Below are 16,004 nucleotides of genomic sequence, written 5' to 3' on the forward strand. Positions count from 1 at the left end.
AAAATAAGGGAATAAAAGCATAAAAATAATTTTCAAAATACCTTATTTTTATGAGCAGAAGCTTTAAAACCAGCCTATGAACAACGAGAATAATTCTAAAACTTGGAAAAAACTCTACCAAAACTCACAAGAACTCACCAAACCAACATCAATAGACAACATACTTTCTGATGACGATGTAACCTTTTTAAAACAAGAATTAAAAAACATCATCAATCGGTTTTTAGACAAAGGAGAATTACACAAAGGCATCAAAGTATACATAAACCACGAGCTTCAAAACGGAATAGCAGAAGAAATGGCTGCTAATAGACCCGAAGAACATGAAACTATTGAGCAGTGGTGTATGAAGCTATTCGGAGATCAAAAATTCGGAGTTGTTTTCAATAGTTTAGAAACCTTTAGTAATGAGTTTACCGAGAGAATGTGTCAGATAGTAGCTCCGTTACTTCAAAAAGCAGGCATGCCATTGGGCGGACTTTCCTTTTTGTTTTTTATGGGAAACTATGGGTTTACCCCTTTTGGAATTCATAAAGAAGCCAAAGGAGAAGAAGGATTTTTGTTTCATTTAGGTCCAAATCATAAAGATTTTTATACTTGGGATATTGAAGAATACAACCAAATAGAACACAATACGAAAGTGTTCCACGAGGTAGATACAATGCTACCAAGCTCCACAAAATATCCATTAAAAGCAAAATCGGCCATGTTTATTCCGCATCATGTATACCATATTGCAAAAACTGATGAATTTTCGTTGAGTGTGGTAATGGATTATATCAATCCTTCTAGAGACTATTTAGAAAAAACAATTGCTGCACAAATAGCCTCAAGTGAGTTAACTAAAAATCCAAAAGTAGGGTACTTACCACCTGTAGATACCACAACCGAAGAATTGGATTGGAATAGCTTATTAAACCCAAAAACGTGGGAAAATAAATACAAAAGCACGCTTACAAAATACATAACCAAACTAAAAAGTAACGCAGGGGTATTAAACCCATCAATACTTCAAAACAACGAAGGAGTACCCAACCCGCCATTTCAAATTACAGGAAAGACAATTTTTCCGTTGTTGCTACACACAGAAAACACAGAGAAAACCTGTATAATGGCAAGAGGAAATGAAGTTATAGTTAGCAATAACTCACAACTAAGCACAATTATAGAAAAGCTAAACACAGGAGAAATCATAAGCTTTGAAGAATTACAAAACCACCTCACTCCTACTTGGGAATTGATGGATGTATTTGATTTTGTAAGTCAGTTAGCACGAGTTGAAGCGATTACTATTTGTAAGGAATAAAGCCTTTTTTTGTACAAATTTTTAAAGTTATTTTTTTTCTTGTACATCAAGATCGCTCCGTTTGATGTACAAATAAAATTTTGAAAAATATTTTCTTGTACACAGGCTGTACAAACTTTTTTCTACAAAAAAATCCTTGTACAACATAAGAAAGACGTTAAGGTTGCATGGTGTCCTGTCATTTCGAGCGATAGCGAGAAATCTCACTCACGGGAGTTAGAAACATCCTTTAAAGTACCTAACACGCGACTGTAAGATTTCTCACTTTCGTTGCACTCCAGTTCGAAATGACGTTTGAGTTGTCATTTCGACCGTAGGGAGAAATCTGTTTAATTCTAGTTAGAAGCATTATTGAAAATACCTAATAGACCATTATAAGATTTAGTTCTGCTGAATCTTGAGACTTCTCAGTCGTAGCTCCTTTGAAATGACGTTTATAATTTTTTATATCTTTAAAAGAAAAATGCTAGAAAATTACGTTGTATACATCATTACAAATAAGAATAAAACCACGTTATATATTGGTGTTACCAACAATCTTCAAAAACGATTATCGCAACATTATTTTGATAGTGAACATGCTAAAAAATCCTTTTCAGGAAAGTACAACTGCTATTATTTAGTTTACTATGAAACTTTTGAGAGCGTGAATGAAGCAATTCACAGAGAAAAAGAATTGAAAAAATGGCGCAGAGAAAAGAAAGAAGCCTTAATTAATAGTTTTAATCCTGAGTGGTATTTTTTGAATAATGAGGTTTTTTAAGCAATACTTTTTATTACTACTGTCATTTCGAAGAAGCGATTTTATGAGCGACTGAGAAATCTCATTCATGTGAGTCACAAATACCCTTTAAAGTACCTAACACACGACTGTAAGATTTAGCTCCGCTGAACCTTGCGGTTTCTCAGTCGTGCCTCCTTCGAAATGACGTTGAGGTTGCATGGTGTCCTGTCATTTCGACCGTAGGGAGAAATCTCTCACTCTTAAAAGCAATAAACACCCTTATAAACTCACACACAAATAAATAACCCTTGCCTCCCTCCTCTTTTTTTACTATGTTTAACACGCTAAAAAAGTAAAAAGTAGTACTACCCCTTATCTCAACTATTTTTTTATTTAAAAAGTAACAACAAATACTTCTTTATGGATTACCGTAAAGAATAGTGGTTTCATATAACTAGGTTTAAAACCTTTTATAGTGAAAGGATGGTAAAATAATTGAAAGGGAATAAATTCTATGGAAAATGATGGTTTAGCGTATTTTAAATATAAAGGAGAAGCTGTAAAAGATGGTTATTTAGACTTAAGAAAATCTGCAGAAGCATTAAATGGTATTGATGAGCTTTTCAGGTATTTCTTAGCTCAATACGAACCTGAAATTGCAAAAATCGATTTTGAAATACCTGTTAGGATTAGGAAAGGCAGTTGGGAAGCATTAATTCCTGAAAACATAGGAGAGTGGCTTCGATTAATTGCTGGTACTGGGTTTACAACTTATACAGTAGCAGCTTTAAAAGAAATGGCTAAATCGGATTTTAAAGATACAGGATTTAAGGTAATATTTAAGAAAATAGTAAAGTCCATAAAATGGAGTATAGAGTTAGCTAAACATCTTAAAACCACTAAGAAAAAGATTTTTGAGAATGTTAAGTTCAAAGAAGAAAATGGTATACAATTTATTGGAGTAATGAACGAGAATGGAGAAATTTTATTTGTTCCTAAGGTTTATCTTGAGCAATTTGCCAAATTACCACCAGCTATATTTTCAAAAATAGCAAAGCCTATTGAGTTTGAAAGAGAGTTGTTTATAAATTTTGTAGGTGATGAAAAAGGAGATTTAGATGACACAAAAGAAGTCAGTATTGGTTTTATTAACAAAGATATTTTTTATCAATTAGAGGAAGAAGACGAAGTTTTATTTCCTGAATTAGAAGAAGGTATATATGTCGAATTAGAAGGACATGTAACAAGAGGAAATGAAAATTCAAATACAATTGGTTTTCAATATTCAGGACATATATTAACCTGTTATCCAGATAGGGGTAATATTAGTAAAGATAAAAGTAAGCTGTTTACTAATTGTACAATTAAAGGGTTTATAGATAGATTGGATAAAAAAGGGAATTTTATAGAAAAAAGGCCAAGAATAAGGTATTTAGAGCTTATTCCTGTTGATAGGGATATAGATAAACAATATACAATGTTCTCATAAATTAATATTAATACTCATACATTTACGTAAAATTTTATACTTTGAGCAAAGAATCTATTGTGAATGTGTTTCAAAAAGACACTTACTAACACTGTTTTGTGTATTTATTTTTTTCTAAAATAGTAATCACTCTATATTACAAACTATGAAAACTAATTTTTACGAAGAAATAAGCCACCTCAAAAAAGTAGAGGAAAAAGAAGGTATTGAAAATACAAGACAACGACTTGGTAAAAAAGAAATTCGCAAACTTAGAATGTACTATGAGAATTTGCCTGTAGAATATATTGATTTTTTAAAAAATATTGGAGCTGGAAGTTTTAGAGAAAAGGCATTCAGAATATATGAAGGGTTATTTTATTTAGAAGAACTGGGTATTTATCCCTCGATTGATGTGAATGACAAGATAAAGTTCTTTGGAGATGATTATGAAGATGAATATTTTGGGTTTGATTTAAAAACTAAAGACTGTTTAGTTATTGAATATTCTCCAGGAGGTGATGAAACTATTCACGAAACAGGAAAAACCTTTAAAGAGTATATTAGAGAGAAAATATTTGAATAAAAAAGCATTTTCCACTGCACTAAACAATATAAGTAAGAGTTAAAAAACAAAACTCCCACACAAAAAATAATCCTCGTACATTTGCGTAAAATTTTTGTACGTTGAGCAAGCAAGCAATTGTAAACCAATACCAACAATCTGAGAATGTAAAACAGATTGTAAATCAGCTTCAACAAGATCCACACCATTTTCAAATTACGAATTTGGTCGGTTCTTCGTTGTCTTTTGTCATTTCCGAAACTTTTAAACAGGCCGATAAACCTTACTTGTTAATTTTTAACGACAAGGAAGAAGCTGCCTATTATCTAAACGATTTAGAGCAGTTATTGGGCGATAAAAACGTGTTGTTTTATCCAGGTTCATATCGCAGACCGTATCAGATAGAAGAAACCGACAATGCCAATGTACTGCTGCGTTCAGAGGTGTTAAACCGTATCAATTCTCGTAAAAAACCTGCGATTATTGTTACCTACCCTACTGCCCTGTTTGAAAAAGTAGTGACCAAAAAAGAGTTGGAAAAGAACACGCTAAAAGTGGTGGTGGGTGAGCAAGTTTCACTCGATTTTGTCAACGAAGTACTGTTCGAATACCATTTTAAACGTGTTGATTTTGTAACCGAACCAGGAGAGTTTTCGGTACGTGGTGGAATTATCGATGTGTTTTCGTTTTCTCACGACGAACCTTATCGTATTGAGTTTTTTGGTGATGAGGTAGACAGCATCCGAACGTTTGATGTAGAAACCCAACTTTCTAAAGAAAAACTTAAGAAAGTAAGCATAATGCCCAATGTAGAAAACAAAGCGTTGGAAGAAAGCAGAGAAAGCTTTTTAAAATACATTTGGTCTAAAACGGCTGTTTTTGTTAAAAATGTAGACTTGTTAAGCGATTCGTTAGACAAATTCTACCGAAAAGCAGAATTGTCGTTCAACGAACTATCTACAGAAATCAAACACGCAAAACCAGAAGAACTGTTTTGCAACGGTGAGTTAATTAAAAATCAATTACAAGAATTTACATTAGCGCACTTGTCATCTCGAGCGGAAGCGAGAGATCTCACTGAAATACGTTTTGATACGCATCCACAGCCGTCTTTCAACAAAAAATTCGACCTGTTAATTCAGAATTTCAACGAGTTTTCGGCAAAAGGATTCACCAATTATATTTTCTGTTCCAACGACAAGCAAGCACAGCGTTTCCACGATATTTTTGACGATGGTGAACAAGAAGTTTCCTATGAAACCATTGTGTTTCCGTTATATCAAGGATTTGTAGATTTAGACAATAAAATTGTTTGTTATACCGATCATCAAATCTTTGAGCGTTATTACAAATTCAGATTGAAGAATGGATACGCGAAAAAGCAATCCATCACCCTACAAGAATTGACCAAATTAGACGTAGGTGATTATGTAACCCACATCGACCACGGTATTGGAAAGTTTGGCGGACTTCAAAAAATTGATGTAGAAGGTAAAAAGCAAGAAGCCATCAAGCTAATTTATGGCGACCGCGATATTTTATACGTGAGCATTCACTCGCTACACAAAATATCAAAATTCAACGGAAAAGACGGAAAACCACCTAAAGTATATAAACTAGGGTCGAATGCTTGGAAAAAAGTCAAGCAGAAAACTAAAGCCCGCGTAAAACATATTGCGTTCAACTTAATTCAGTTATACGCAAAACGAAAACTGCAAAAAGGATTTGCTTTCGGACCAGATACACACATGCAGCATGAGTTGGAAGCAAGTTTCTTATACGAAGATACACCCGATCAGTTCTCTTCTACCCAAGAGGTAAAAGCCGATATGGAAAAAGAACAACCCATGGATCGTTTGGTGTGTGGTGATGTTGGTTTTGGAAAAACAGAAATTGCTATTAGAGCTGCTTTTAAAGCCGTTGATAACGGAAAACAAGTTGCAGTGTTAGTACCAACCACGGTTTTAGCATTTCAGCACTTTAAAACCTTTTCTAAGCGATTAAAAGACTTTCCGGTTACGATTGACTACCTAAACCGTTTTAGAACCACAAAACAGCGCAAAGGCGTTTTAGAAGGGGTTACCGATGGAAGTGTAGATATTGTGATAGGAACACATCAATTAACAAATAAAGCAGTTCAGTTTAAAGATTTAGGATTGTTGATTATTGATGAGGAACAAAAATTTGGAGTAGCGGCAAAAGACAAGTTAAAAACGATTAAAGAAAATGTAGATACGTTGACTTTAACGGCAACCCCGATTCCGCGTACCTTACAGTTCAGTTTAATGGCGGCGCGTGATTTATCGGTAATTAAAACGCCACCACCTAACCGTCACCCCATAGAAACCAATGTAATTCGCTTTAGTGAGGAAACCATTCGTGATGCGATTTCGTACGAGATTTCTCGTGGTGGACAGGTGTTTTTTATCCACAATCGTATTGAAAACATCAAAGAAGTAGCAGGATTGTTGCAACGCTTACTACCGAATGCAAAAATTGGGATTGGGCACGGGCAAATGGAAGGAAAAAAGTTAGAAGAACTCATGCTTGGCTTTATGAACAATGAGTTTGATGTATTAGTGTCTACCACCATTATTGAAAGTGGTTTGGATGTACCAAATGCCAACACGATTTTTATTAATAATGCAAATAACTTCGGATTGTCTGACTTGCACCAAATGCGTGGTCGTGTAGGACGTTCGAACAAAAAAGCCTTCTGTTATTTTATTACGCCACCGTATCATCATATGACCGATGATGCACGTAAACGAATTCAGGCATTAGAACTGTTTTCTGATTTAGGAAGCGGATTGAATATTGCCATGAAAGATTTGGAAATTCGTGGTGCTGGAGATTTGTTAGGAGGTGAACAAAGCGGATTTATTAACGATATTGGTTTTGATACATATCAGAAAATCTTACAAGAAGCCATTGAAGAACTGAAGGAAAATGAGTTTAAAGACTTATATCCTACGGATGAAAATGCACCGAAAGAGTATGTAAAAGAGGTGCAAATTGATACCGATTTTGAAATTCTATTCCCAGATGATTATGTGAATTCAGTAACCGAACGTTTGAGCTTATACAACAAATTAGGAACCTTAACCACGGAAGAAGAATTGCAAACATTTGAGACAGAAATTATCGACCGTTTTGGAGAATATCCAACACAAGTAGCCGATTTATTAGACAGTGTTCGTATTAAATGGTTAGCGAAAGAATTAGGCTTAGAAAAGGTGATTTTAAAGCAAAAACGCATGTTAGGATATTTTGTAGCCGATCAGCAAAGTGCTTTTTATCAAACCGAAGCATTTACGAAGATGTTGAAATACGTACAGAACAATCCGAAGAGTTGTGTAATGAAAGAAAAGAAAACCAAAAACGGATTACGCTTACTCATCACATTTATAAAAATTGATAGTGTACATAAAGCGTTAGAGACGTTACAGAAAGTGTAAAAATAATTAATAATGGAAGATATAGAAGATAAAGGGTTTATATATAAAGAAATTAGTAGGATTTCGAATATTAACCCAAGGTTTCATCGTGTTTCGAGTATGTTATTAGATCATTTTATAATGTGTCTTTTAACTATTCCATTAGGAATTATAGTTTCAGTGATAGTTTTTAAATTTGAACTAACTCATACAAAATCTATAGGAATGATACTGTTTTCTATACCAATGTTTATTTACATGAACAAAGATTTTTTAAAGGCAAAAAGTCCTGCAAAACGAATCATGGGGTATCAAATTATTGATATTAAAACGAGTAAACCAGCGAGTGAATTTCAATGTTTTATAAGAAACTTAACTATTATTGGTTGGCCTTTAGAAGTAATTGTTGGACTAATAAACCCTCAAAGACGTCTTGGAGATTTTCTTGCAAATACAAAAGTCATTACATCAGATAAGGAGAAATTAAAATCTACTTGGAATGATCTAAAAAATATAAAAGTGAAAGTAAATTTTATTGGAATTTTAATATTTGGAGGATTGTTTTTTTATGGGTTAAGTAAGCTGTTGTAAAGAATAAAAAAAACCTGTATTGAAGTAAGCAAAGTAATCTGTATGTTGGGAACTTACGATTTAAAGATTGCTTCATTTCACTGCGTTACATTCGCAATGACGAGAATAAACAAAACGTCATTTCGAGCGGTAGCGAGAAACCTTAAGATTAAGAATTACTCCTTTGAAAGAGATTTCTCCCTCTGGTCGAAATGACATACTTTTACATCCATGCAAACCAATCACGCAAAAAATCTATCAGGAATTATTTTAGCTACGTTATTTATCAGTACTTCAGGAGTACTAGGTAAGTATATTGCAATGCCTTCAGAAGTTATTGTGTGGTTTCGATCGGTGTTTGCTATGGTAATTTTATACGTGTTTTGCCGATTTAAAAAGATTGATTTAACCATACAATCAAGAAGACATTTGTTTCCGTTTTTAATGGGCGGAATTTTTATGGGAGCACATTGGATTACGTATTTCTACGCTTTAAAACTATCTAATGTAGCCATTGGAATGTTGTCGTTGTACACTTTTCCGGTAATGATTGCTTTTTTAGAACCGCTATTTTTAAAGATAAAATTCAACCCAATCCACATTGTATTAGGTCTAATGGTTTTACTAGGGTTGTATATTCTAGCTCCTGAGTTTGATATTAAAAACACTCAAGTTCAAGGAGTATTGTTTGGCTTACTCTCTGCCCTATCGTATTCTATAAGAATTTTAATATTAAAGCAATACGTAATACAATACAACGGAGTAATGTTGATGTTTTATCAAACCGTAATCATTACAGTTTTATTAGTTCCAGTCTTATTTTTTATGGATGTTTCAGGATTTCAGGAACAACTCCCCTATTTGTTATTATTAGCGTTGTTAACTACCGCTATTGGACATAGTTTAATGGTACATTCCTTACAGTTTTTCACCGCATCAACTGCAAGCATAATAAGTAGCATTCAGCCTGTTTTCGGAATTTTGTTGGCATTTATTTTCTTAAACGAAGTTCCTACGTGGAACACGTTTATTGGTGGAAGCTTGATTTTAACAACAGTAATTATTGAAAGTATTCGAAGTAGAAAAGGCTAGTGTATTCTTTGCTGCTGCTGAATAATGGTTTTCATACTCACATCTTCATAATTTCTACGAACAAAAGTTAGTGCGCTATCTAAAACCTCTCCCATACCGTCACTATCTCTAAAATTAATATCACCAGTAAACTCAAAAATTTCAGATTTTAATTGTTCGATATTTTTAGGAGTAGAAATATTATCTGATTTCATAGCAGCAAGCAAGCGGTTTAATCGAGAACGAGAACCTAAAATTCTTTTAGCAACAATTGATCGTTCTTCTATTTGATATTGCTCAATAGATTCTGAAGTAAGCTTGTCTCCTACCAATTGAACTAGCTTTAAATTTTCTTTAAAAAACTGTGGATAATACACTTTAAACTTCCCCTCATAACACTGCTGGTCAAAATCTATCGGACGAATTTTATATACCACATTTTCAAAATCGTGTGTAGGTACTACAACATAGTTGTACGAACGCATATCACCCAACAAACGAATCATACAACGTTCGTTAAATTTTACAAATTCTTTAGCTAGTTGTGCTTTTTCAATATCCAAACAATCCTCTAAATAATCGTTGATAAAAACATCTCCTGGAATTCCTGATATGTGCTCTTCTATGAGTGTATCTTCATATACCAAAAAGTTTAAGTTATAAGGTGATAAAATATCCTCTAACTCTAGTCCGTAAATACGAGAAGCATCGGTTCTTTTTACGTAAAAATAAGTGTAGTTATCATTTAAAATATTTCGAATTTTTATACGAAAAGGTTTTGAGTTACCAAACGTACAAAAGTCGATAGCATCAACATTTAAGTGTTTAATACTGGCGTCAGAACCATTAGAGTGTAAGATGTTGTATACTTTTTTTAGGTATAAATCAATTTCTGCTCGCTCAAACTCATTGTAAAAAACACGTATCCACAACGTATCATTATCGTGTTTATCATACACAGCAACTGCTCCTTGAAAACGTAACAAATCATCATAAAAAATAGGAATCTTTATAGTTCTGTTATGCCTTTTCAAGTAGTTTCCTAGTTTTTTATTAACTGGAAAAGCAGGTTTTTTTTGTGATATGAGTTTATATTCTGACATGCCTCAAAGGTACTAAACTTCAAACATTTTTCCCGGTAAAGGTTTTATAACCCCTTTTAATTCCATTTGAACTAAAATAGATGACAATTGATAAGTAGGAAGATTACAATCCAAAGCAATAACATCTAACAACTGTTTACCATTTTGTTGTAAATAATCGTGTATTTTTTGTTCGGTTTCATTCAAATCAACAAATAATTCTTTTTGTTTAGGTACGGCAGTTTGCCGTAGATCCCAGTTGAGCATTGTTATAATATCTTGGGCCGAAGTGAGTAAATGTGCTTGATTATTTTTAATGAGATTATTACATCCTTTACTATATACATCAGTAGCTCTACCAGGTAGTGCAAATACATCTCGGTTGTACGAATTGGCAATATCAGCAGTAACTAATGAACCACCTTTTTGGGCAGATTCAATAATAATAGTTGCTTTAGATAATCCAGCTACAATGCGATTTCGTTTTAAAAAGTTTTCTCTCATAGGCTGCTCATCGTGCCAAAACTCAGTAATAAAGCCACCATTCTCATTTACTTGATGAATATATTTTTTATGAGTTTTCGGATAAATTTCATCCAACCCATGTGCCAACACAGCAATAGTTTGTAAGTTGTTTTTTATTGCGGCTTTATGTGCACAAATGTCTACTCCGTAAGCAAATCCACTTACAATTATGGGATTATAATCTTTTAAATCTTCAATAAGTTTATTGCAGAAATCGCGTCCGTACGAACTCATTTTCCGAGTTCCTACAATTGAAATGATTTTATTGTTTTTTAGGTTGAGGTTTCCATCTTTAAAAAGTAAGATAGGAGCGTCAATACAATGCTTTAGTTGTTGAGGGTAATCTTCATCTAAAAAATACGAAAAAGAAATGTTGTTTTGTTGAATATATGTTAGCTCCTTTTCTGCTCTTTTTAGGTTGTTTTCATCAAAGAGATGTTGAGTTACATGAGTTCCTATTCCGTTAATTTTATGTAGTGTATTTTTCTTCTCTAAAAACACTTGTTCAACACTTCCTACGGAGGTAATTAGCTTTTTTGCCAAAATATCACCTACGTTTTTTGTTGCCTGTAACCGTAGAATGGCTAGCAATTTTTCTGAATTCATATAGCAATAATTTGAGTATCAATATACAAAAAACTGTTAATAAAAATTACAAGATTACTTGAAAGTAATGCACTAAAAAGCTATATTTGTTATTATGACATTAGCCAACTACATTAACGATTTATTATATAGATACGATTGCGTAATTGTTCCTAATTTTGGAGGATTTGTAACGAATAAAATTGGAGCTAGAGTAAATACTACTACGCACACTTTTTATCCGCCAAAAAAACAACTAACGTTCAACGCGTATTTACAGCATAATGATGGTTTATTGGCTAATTATATAGCTTCGAGTAAAAATATTTCTTTTGAAGAAGCTGTTACTTTTATTGCTGAGGAAGTTGCGCAATGGAATGAGAAGTTGGAAACAACAAGTGTAACTGTTGCTTCTGTAGGAAGTTTGTCTTTAAATGAAGCTAAGCAAGTTGTTTTTGAGCCTAACCTATCAAGTAACTTTTTAACTGAATCTTTTGGTTTGGCTGAGGTTTCAACACCGTCTGTAGAAAGAGTAAAAGAGGTAACAATTAAATCATTACCTACTACTGAAGAAAACAAAAAAACAATTCCGTTATATGTAAGAAGAGCTGCAGCAGCGGCTGTTTTTGTAGGAATTGCTTATGTAGGATGGAATGGTGTTCAAAATCAACAACAAGTATTAGCAAACCAAGAAGAGGCTGTTGAGAAGAAAATTCAATCAGCAACTTTTGTAATTGAAAACCCGTTACCAACCATTAACTTAAACGTAAGTAAAGAAGCTAGAAATTTTCATATCATAGCTGGAGCTTTTCAAGAAGAGCACAATGCTGAAAATAAATTAGCTGAACTACAAGATAAAGGTTATGATGCTTCTATTGTTGGAAAGAATGGATTAGGCTTAACTCAAGTAGCTTTTGCAAGTTATGCAACTAAGGTTGAAGCTAGAAAAGCCTTAGAAATTATTAAAGAATCAGTAAGCGAAGACGCTTGGTTATTGGCTAAATAATCTGCATTTATTTTAGGTAGATTTTTTTGTTGCTGTATCTTTGCATCAAAATTTATTTGATGAGAGCAAAATCACCAAAAGAATCGTTAACTGTACTTACCGATTTAGTTTTACCAGGAGAAACAAATTATTTAGATAACCTTTTTGGAGGAGAATTATTAGCTCGTATGGATAGAGCTTGTAGTATTGCTGCGCGCCGTCATTCGAGAAGAATTGTAGTAACAGCCTCTGTAAACCACGTAGCATTTACCAAGTCGGTACCTGTAGGAAGTGTGGTAACTTTAGAAGCAAAGGTTTCACGTGCTTTTAAATCATCAATGGAGATTTATGTAGATGTATGGATTGAAGACCGTCAATCTGGTGAAAAAACGAAGGTAAATGAAGGAATTTATACGTTTGTAGCTGTTGACGAAACAGGAAAACCAGTACCAATTCCTCAAATTGAACCAGAAACAGAATTAGAAAAGCAACGTTATGAAGCAGCTTTGCGTAGAAAGCAATTAAGCTTGGTTTTAGCAGGAAAAATGGATCCTAAGGAAGCAATAGAGTTGAAATCTATTTTTATGGATTAAAACAGTTTATATTTCATCAACATTGCCGCTTTCAGATAAGAAAATGGCAATGTTTTTTGTTTTATCAAACTGTGAAAAGATAATAATCATAATTACTGTAATAGGCACTGAAAGTATCATTCCTGTTATTCCCCATATTTCTCCCCAAACAGCTAAAGAAAGTATAGTAACTAACGGACTTAAATTTAGCGACTTTCCAAAAACTCTAGGTTCTACAACATTACCAACTACTACTTGGATACTTCCTACTGCAAATAAAACGACTAAAAAAGGAGGAAACTCTCCAAATTGAATTAAACAAAATATCGCAGGAAAAGCAGTTGCTATTAACGATCCTATAGTAGGAATATAATTCAGTAAAAAGATAAGAAACGCCCAAAACGGAGCTCCGTCTACCCCTACTAACAACAATACAAAATAACTAAGTATACCAGTTAACAAACTAACATAGGTTTTTAGTCGTAAATAGTTTGAAATAGAGTCTTCAATCTTTTTTAAGATAGATTGAAAGCTTTTAGGGTTGTTTTGAGAACTCATAAACACTTTTTGCAACTTCTTTTTAAAATTACTTTCCTCTAAGAAGATGAATAAGGCATAAATAATAATCATAAAGGTATTTCCTAGTAAACTACTAATTCCGTTCGCTATATCGCCTAAAACAGAGCCGTAATCAAAATCTCCAACAACCGATTGTAATGACTTAATAATATCGATATGAAAATAGGCATCTAAACGTTTTATAATAGCATCAACATTTGGTTCGTATTTTGAGTACGAAGTGGTTAAATTTGAAATACTATTGGTAATTATTTCCGAAACAAAACCAAAACCTAAAATTATAAGCGTAAAAACAAATACATTACTTAACCAAAAAGGAATAAAACGTTTAGCAAAAGGAATTTTATAGATGGTTTTCCGAATTTCACGTGTTAAAAACCAAAAGATAAGTGCAAAAACAAAAGGAATTAAAATTCCTTTTCCAATAACCAATGTTGCAATAATTGCTACGGTTACAATAATAAAGTTTGATGCGTTTTTCACACGTTTAAATTTGATTACAATTTAAAAAATAAAATTTATTAATGTTCTTGTTATGGTGCTATGAACGAATCCACTTAGCAGGATTTAATCGATTTCGGTCTTTATACAACATAAAACTAAGCTGTGTTTTACCTGTTACTTTGTTAGTAAATACTTTTCCTAGTTTGTCGCCAGTTTTAACAGCATCACCTTTTTTTACATAAACTTCTTTTAACTTATTGTATGCAGAAATATAGTTACCGTGTTGTACTAAAACTGATTTTCTTCCATCAGAATGTAATTGAATAACCAAAACTTTTCCATTAAAAATACTTTTTACATCGGTATTTGCTTTGGTTGCAATATATAACCCGTGACTGTTGATGCTAATTCCAGGAAATGTAGGGTGTGGTTGAACTCCATATTTTCGTGTAATGACACCTTTAACTGGCCAAGGTAAATTACCCCTATTTTGTTCAAAGTTAGCAAGTAAAGCTTTTTCTTCGGCATTTAAAATAAAACCAGAGCTTTTGGTTTTACCTTTTGTTGTTTTTTTACCCTTATTTGCTTTGGCAATAGCATCTCTAATTAACTTATCAATTCTTGCAGCAATCCTTTTTTCTTCTCGTTGCTTTTTCTGTAAATCGCTTTTATATTTTTTCTCTTCTTTTTTAATTTTAGAGATGAGTTTTTCTTGGTTTTTCTTATCGTCTTCAATTTCTTTTTTCTGACTTTTCTCGTCAGAAAGTAAAGCTTCTTTTGATTTTTTTTGAGCAGTTAGTGAATCGTTTAATTGCTCTACCTCTTTAGCTTTTACGATAATTTCTTCTCCTTGCTTTTTTCTGTAGTCTTTGTACTGTTGCATGTACTTTAAGCGCTTATAGGCTTGGTAAAAGCTTTCAGAAGACAATAAAAACATGGTTTTACTCTGTTGCGATTTACTTTTATAAGATTTAACTACCATATCTCGGTAGTCATTTTTTAATTCAGCTAGTTCGTCGTTGTATTTTTTTAATTGTTGCTCGTTAGATTTGATTTCTTTTGAAAGTAATTTGGTTTCTAACTCAATAGTTTCAATTAAGCGTTCTCTAACACCAATTTTTTGGTTTAGGTCTTTTAAATCATCTAAAGCGCTGCTCTTTTTTTTCTTTGTTTTAAACAAAAGATTATTAACCTGCTCTATTTCATTTTTTAGTTTCTTTCGCCTATTTTCTAGCTCTTTCCTACTTTGAGCAAAAGAAGAAGTTCCTACAAAAAACAGGCATAAAAAAGAGATGTAAAAAACAGGGTACTTCATAATTATAATTGAATTTCTTTGTATCCGTTAGGAATATTAAAACTTACATTTAGTTTAGTATCGTATTCTACTGAGCGTGTAGTAATATCAATAATAGTAAATTTATTTTTTTCTTTAGCTTTTATGTTAATTTTCTCAGGGAAAAAAGTAGTGTTTTTCTTATGATATTTTGGGTAACTAATATCTAAACGTTGATCTTTCAACGAGTTTACAATTAACTGCTTATTTAGCTTAAAGTGTTTAGGGTTTATGTAGAAAAACAAATCGAATAAAACAGGTTGTTTTTTAGGAGATAACTGATATGATTTTTCTTGAATTTGAACTTCTTGACGCTCAGATTTTACATCCATTAAAGCTTCACCCAATAACATGCTTTGTAATTGTTGAAAGTTAATATCAGTTCCTAATAGCTTTTTTAGCATCATAAAATCTCCATCAAAATAACTCTTTTCATATGGAGAGTAAAATTGAACTTTTGTTGGAGTGATTTTAGCTTTAAAAATAGAAATGATTTTGGTTCCTTTTAACCAAATAACTTCATCTTTTTTTATTTTCATTCGTACTGAAAAACCTAAACTTTCTTTATTGTTTTTGTAATTAACTTTTAAACGAGCATCTACCGTTTTTTTGTCAAAACTTGTAGCAATATGTTTCTTAGCTACTTTGCGTGCCGACAATTCTTTAATAGCGACATCACCAGTAACGTTTTTGGTAGATTTACAAGAGGTTAATCCTAAAAATAATATGACTAATAAGGTGGTATATTTCATAAAATT

Annotated in this window: 14 protein-coding genes; 9 read left to right on the forward strand and 5 right to left on the reverse strand. The window is 32.6% G+C overall.

The genetic code is table 11. The features are described 5' to 3' along the window. The first annotated feature begins 76 nt into the window (after window positions 1-76). The 7 genes from ACTPNM_RS01765 to ACTPNM_RS01795 all read left to right on the forward strand — a co-directional run bounded on the left by ACTPNM_RS01765 (window position 77) and on the right by ACTPNM_RS01795 (window position 9,162). Window positions 77-1,306 (forward strand): RNA methylase, encoded by a 1,230-nt coding sequence (locus ACTPNM_RS01765; RefSeq protein WP_440120342.1) that lies wholly within the window; start codon window positions 77-79, stop codon window positions 1,304-1,306. A gap of 463 nt (window positions 1,307-1,769) precedes the next feature. Then, window positions 1,770-2,069, forward strand: coding sequence for a GIY-YIG nuclease family protein (locus ACTPNM_RS01770; protein ID WP_440120343.1), 300 nt, complete (start codon window positions 1,770-1,772; stop codon window positions 2,067-2,069). Between the two features lie 475 nt (window positions 2,070-2,544). Further along, complete coding sequence (locus tag ACTPNM_RS01775) at window positions 2,545-3,519, forward strand: hypothetical protein (protein ID WP_440120344.1); 975 nt, start codon at window positions 2,545-2,547, stop codon at window positions 3,517-3,519. Between the two features lie 145 nt (window positions 3,520-3,664). Continuing rightward, window positions 3,665-4,084, forward strand: a complete 420-nt coding sequence (locus ACTPNM_RS01780) for a hypothetical protein (protein ID WP_440120345.1) — start codon at window positions 3,665-3,667, stop codon at window positions 4,082-4,084. Between the two features lie 101 nt (window positions 4,085-4,185). After that, a complete protein-coding gene (gene mfd / locus ACTPNM_RS01785; protein WP_440120346.1) occupies window positions 4,186-7,521 on the forward strand; it encodes a transcription-repair coupling factor in 3,336 nt (1,111 codons plus the stop codon). A 12-nt stretch (window positions 7,522-7,533) separates the two neighbouring features. Beyond that, a complete protein-coding gene (locus ACTPNM_RS01790) occupies window positions 7,534-8,091 on the forward strand; it encodes an RDD family protein (RefSeq protein WP_440120347.1) in 558 nt (185 codons plus the stop codon). A 210-nt stretch (window positions 8,092-8,301) separates the two neighbouring features. Continuing rightward, window positions 8,302-9,162, forward strand: coding sequence for a DMT family transporter (locus tag ACTPNM_RS01795; RefSeq protein WP_273694970.1), 861 nt, complete (start codon window positions 8,302-8,304; stop codon window positions 9,160-9,162). On the opposite strand, the gene ACTPNM_RS01800 is transcribed toward ACTPNM_RS01795, so the two are convergent. Next, window positions 9,159-10,244, reverse strand: coding sequence for a hypothetical protein (locus tag ACTPNM_RS01800; protein WP_099214909.1), 1,086 nt, complete (start codon window positions 10,242-10,244; stop codon window positions 9,159-9,161). The two genes, ACTPNM_RS01795 and ACTPNM_RS01800, sit on opposite strands and share 4 nt — an antisense overlap. Window positions 10,245-10,256: 12 nt before the next feature. After that, window positions 10,257-11,354 carry a DNA-processing protein DprA gene (dprA, locus tag ACTPNM_RS01805; RefSeq protein ID WP_440120348.1) on the reverse strand — a complete coding sequence of 366 codons (1,098 nt, stop codon included), beginning with the start codon at window positions 11,352-11,354 and terminating at the stop codon, window positions 10,257-10,259. A gap of 94 nt (window positions 11,355-11,448) precedes the next feature. On the opposite strand from dprA, the gene ACTPNM_RS01810 reads away from it, so the two are divergent. Next, window positions 11,449-12,339, forward strand: coding sequence for an SPOR domain-containing protein (locus ACTPNM_RS01810; protein WP_440120350.1), 891 nt, complete (start codon window positions 11,449-11,451; stop codon window positions 12,337-12,339). Between the two features lie 59 nt (window positions 12,340-12,398). Next, complete coding sequence (locus ACTPNM_RS01815) at window positions 12,399-12,911, forward strand: acyl-CoA thioesterase (protein ID WP_099214905.1); 513 nt, start codon at window positions 12,399-12,401, stop codon at window positions 12,909-12,911. A gap of 6 nt (window positions 12,912-12,917) precedes the next feature. Here the strand turns inward: ACTPNM_RS01815 and ACTPNM_RS01820 are convergent, their stop codons facing one another. Genes ACTPNM_RS01820 through ACTPNM_RS01830 form a run of 3 tightly spaced genes read right to left on the reverse strand, consistent with a single transcriptional unit; the run spans window position 12,918 to window position 15,998 of the window. Further along, window positions 12,918-13,952 carry an AI-2E family transporter gene (locus tag ACTPNM_RS01820; RefSeq protein ID WP_164723401.1) on the reverse strand — a complete coding sequence of 345 codons (1,035 nt, stop codon included), beginning with the start codon at window positions 13,950-13,952 and terminating at the stop codon, window positions 12,918-12,920. Between the two features lie 58 nt (window positions 13,953-14,010). Beyond that, window positions 14,011-15,228 carry a murein hydrolase activator EnvC family protein gene (locus ACTPNM_RS01825; protein WP_440120351.1) on the reverse strand — a complete coding sequence of 406 codons (1,218 nt, stop codon included), beginning with the start codon at window positions 15,226-15,228 and terminating at the stop codon, window positions 14,011-14,013. A gap of 2 nt (window positions 15,229-15,230) precedes the next feature. After that, on the reverse strand, window positions 15,231-15,998 hold the full coding sequence (locus ACTPNM_RS01830) for a DUF4292 domain-containing protein (protein WP_274638880.1): 768 nt from the start codon (window positions 15,996-15,998) through the stop codon (window positions 15,231-15,233). Window positions 15,999-16,004: the final 6 nt, after the last annotated feature.

Origin of the sequence: Tenacibaculum sp. Ill, from assembly GCF_051938915.1 — a bacterium.
Taxonomy (GTDB): Bacteria; Bacteroidota; Bacteroidia; order Flavobacteriales; family Flavobacteriaceae; genus Polaribacter; species Polaribacter larymnensis.

What these genes read in the sequence shown, in the direction of transcription:
- dprA (WP_440120348.1), bottom strand. Translation starts at nt 11,354, where the DNA reads ATGAATTCAGAAAAATTGCTAGCCATTCTACGGTTACAGGCAACAAAA.
- ACTPNM_RS01800 (WP_099214909.1), bottom strand. Translation starts at nt 10,244, where the DNA reads ATGTCAGAATATAAACTCATATCACAAAAAAAACCTGCTTTTCCAGTT.
- ACTPNM_RS01825 (WP_440120351.1), bottom strand. Translation starts at nt 15,228, where the DNA reads ATGAAGTACCCTGTTTTTTACATCTCTTTTTTATGCCTGTTTTTTGTA.
- ACTPNM_RS01765 (WP_440120342.1), top strand. Translation starts at nt 77, where the DNA reads ATGAACAACGAGAATAATTCTAAAACTTGGAAAAAACTCTACCAAAAC.
- ACTPNM_RS01780 (WP_440120345.1), top strand. Translation starts at nt 3,665, where the DNA reads ATGAAAACTAATTTTTACGAAGAAATAAGCCACCTCAAAAAAGTAGAG.
- ACTPNM_RS01775 (WP_440120344.1), top strand. Translation starts at nt 2,545, where the DNA reads ATGGAAAATGATGGTTTAGCGTATTTTAAATATAAAGGAGAAGCTGTA.
- ACTPNM_RS01790 (WP_440120347.1), top strand. Translation starts at nt 7,534, where the DNA reads ATGGAAGATATAGAAGATAAAGGGTTTATATATAAAGAAATTAGTAGG.
- ACTPNM_RS01810 (WP_440120350.1), top strand. Translation starts at nt 11,449, where the DNA reads ATGACATTAGCCAACTACATTAACGATTTATTATATAGATACGATTGC.
- ACTPNM_RS01795 (WP_273694970.1), top strand. Translation starts at nt 8,302, where the DNA reads ATGCAAACCAATCACGCAAAAAATCTATCAGGAATTATTTTAGCTACG.
- ACTPNM_RS01770 (WP_440120343.1), top strand. Translation starts at nt 1,770, where the DNA reads ATGCTAGAAAATTACGTTGTATACATCATTACAAATAAGAATAAAACC.
- ACTPNM_RS01815 (WP_099214905.1), top strand. Translation starts at nt 12,399, where the DNA reads ATGAGAGCAAAATCACCAAAAGAATCGTTAACTGTACTTACCGATTTA.
- ACTPNM_RS01830 (WP_274638880.1), bottom strand. Translation starts at nt 15,998, where the DNA reads ATGAAATATACCACCTTATTAGTCATATTATTTTTAGGATTAACCTCT.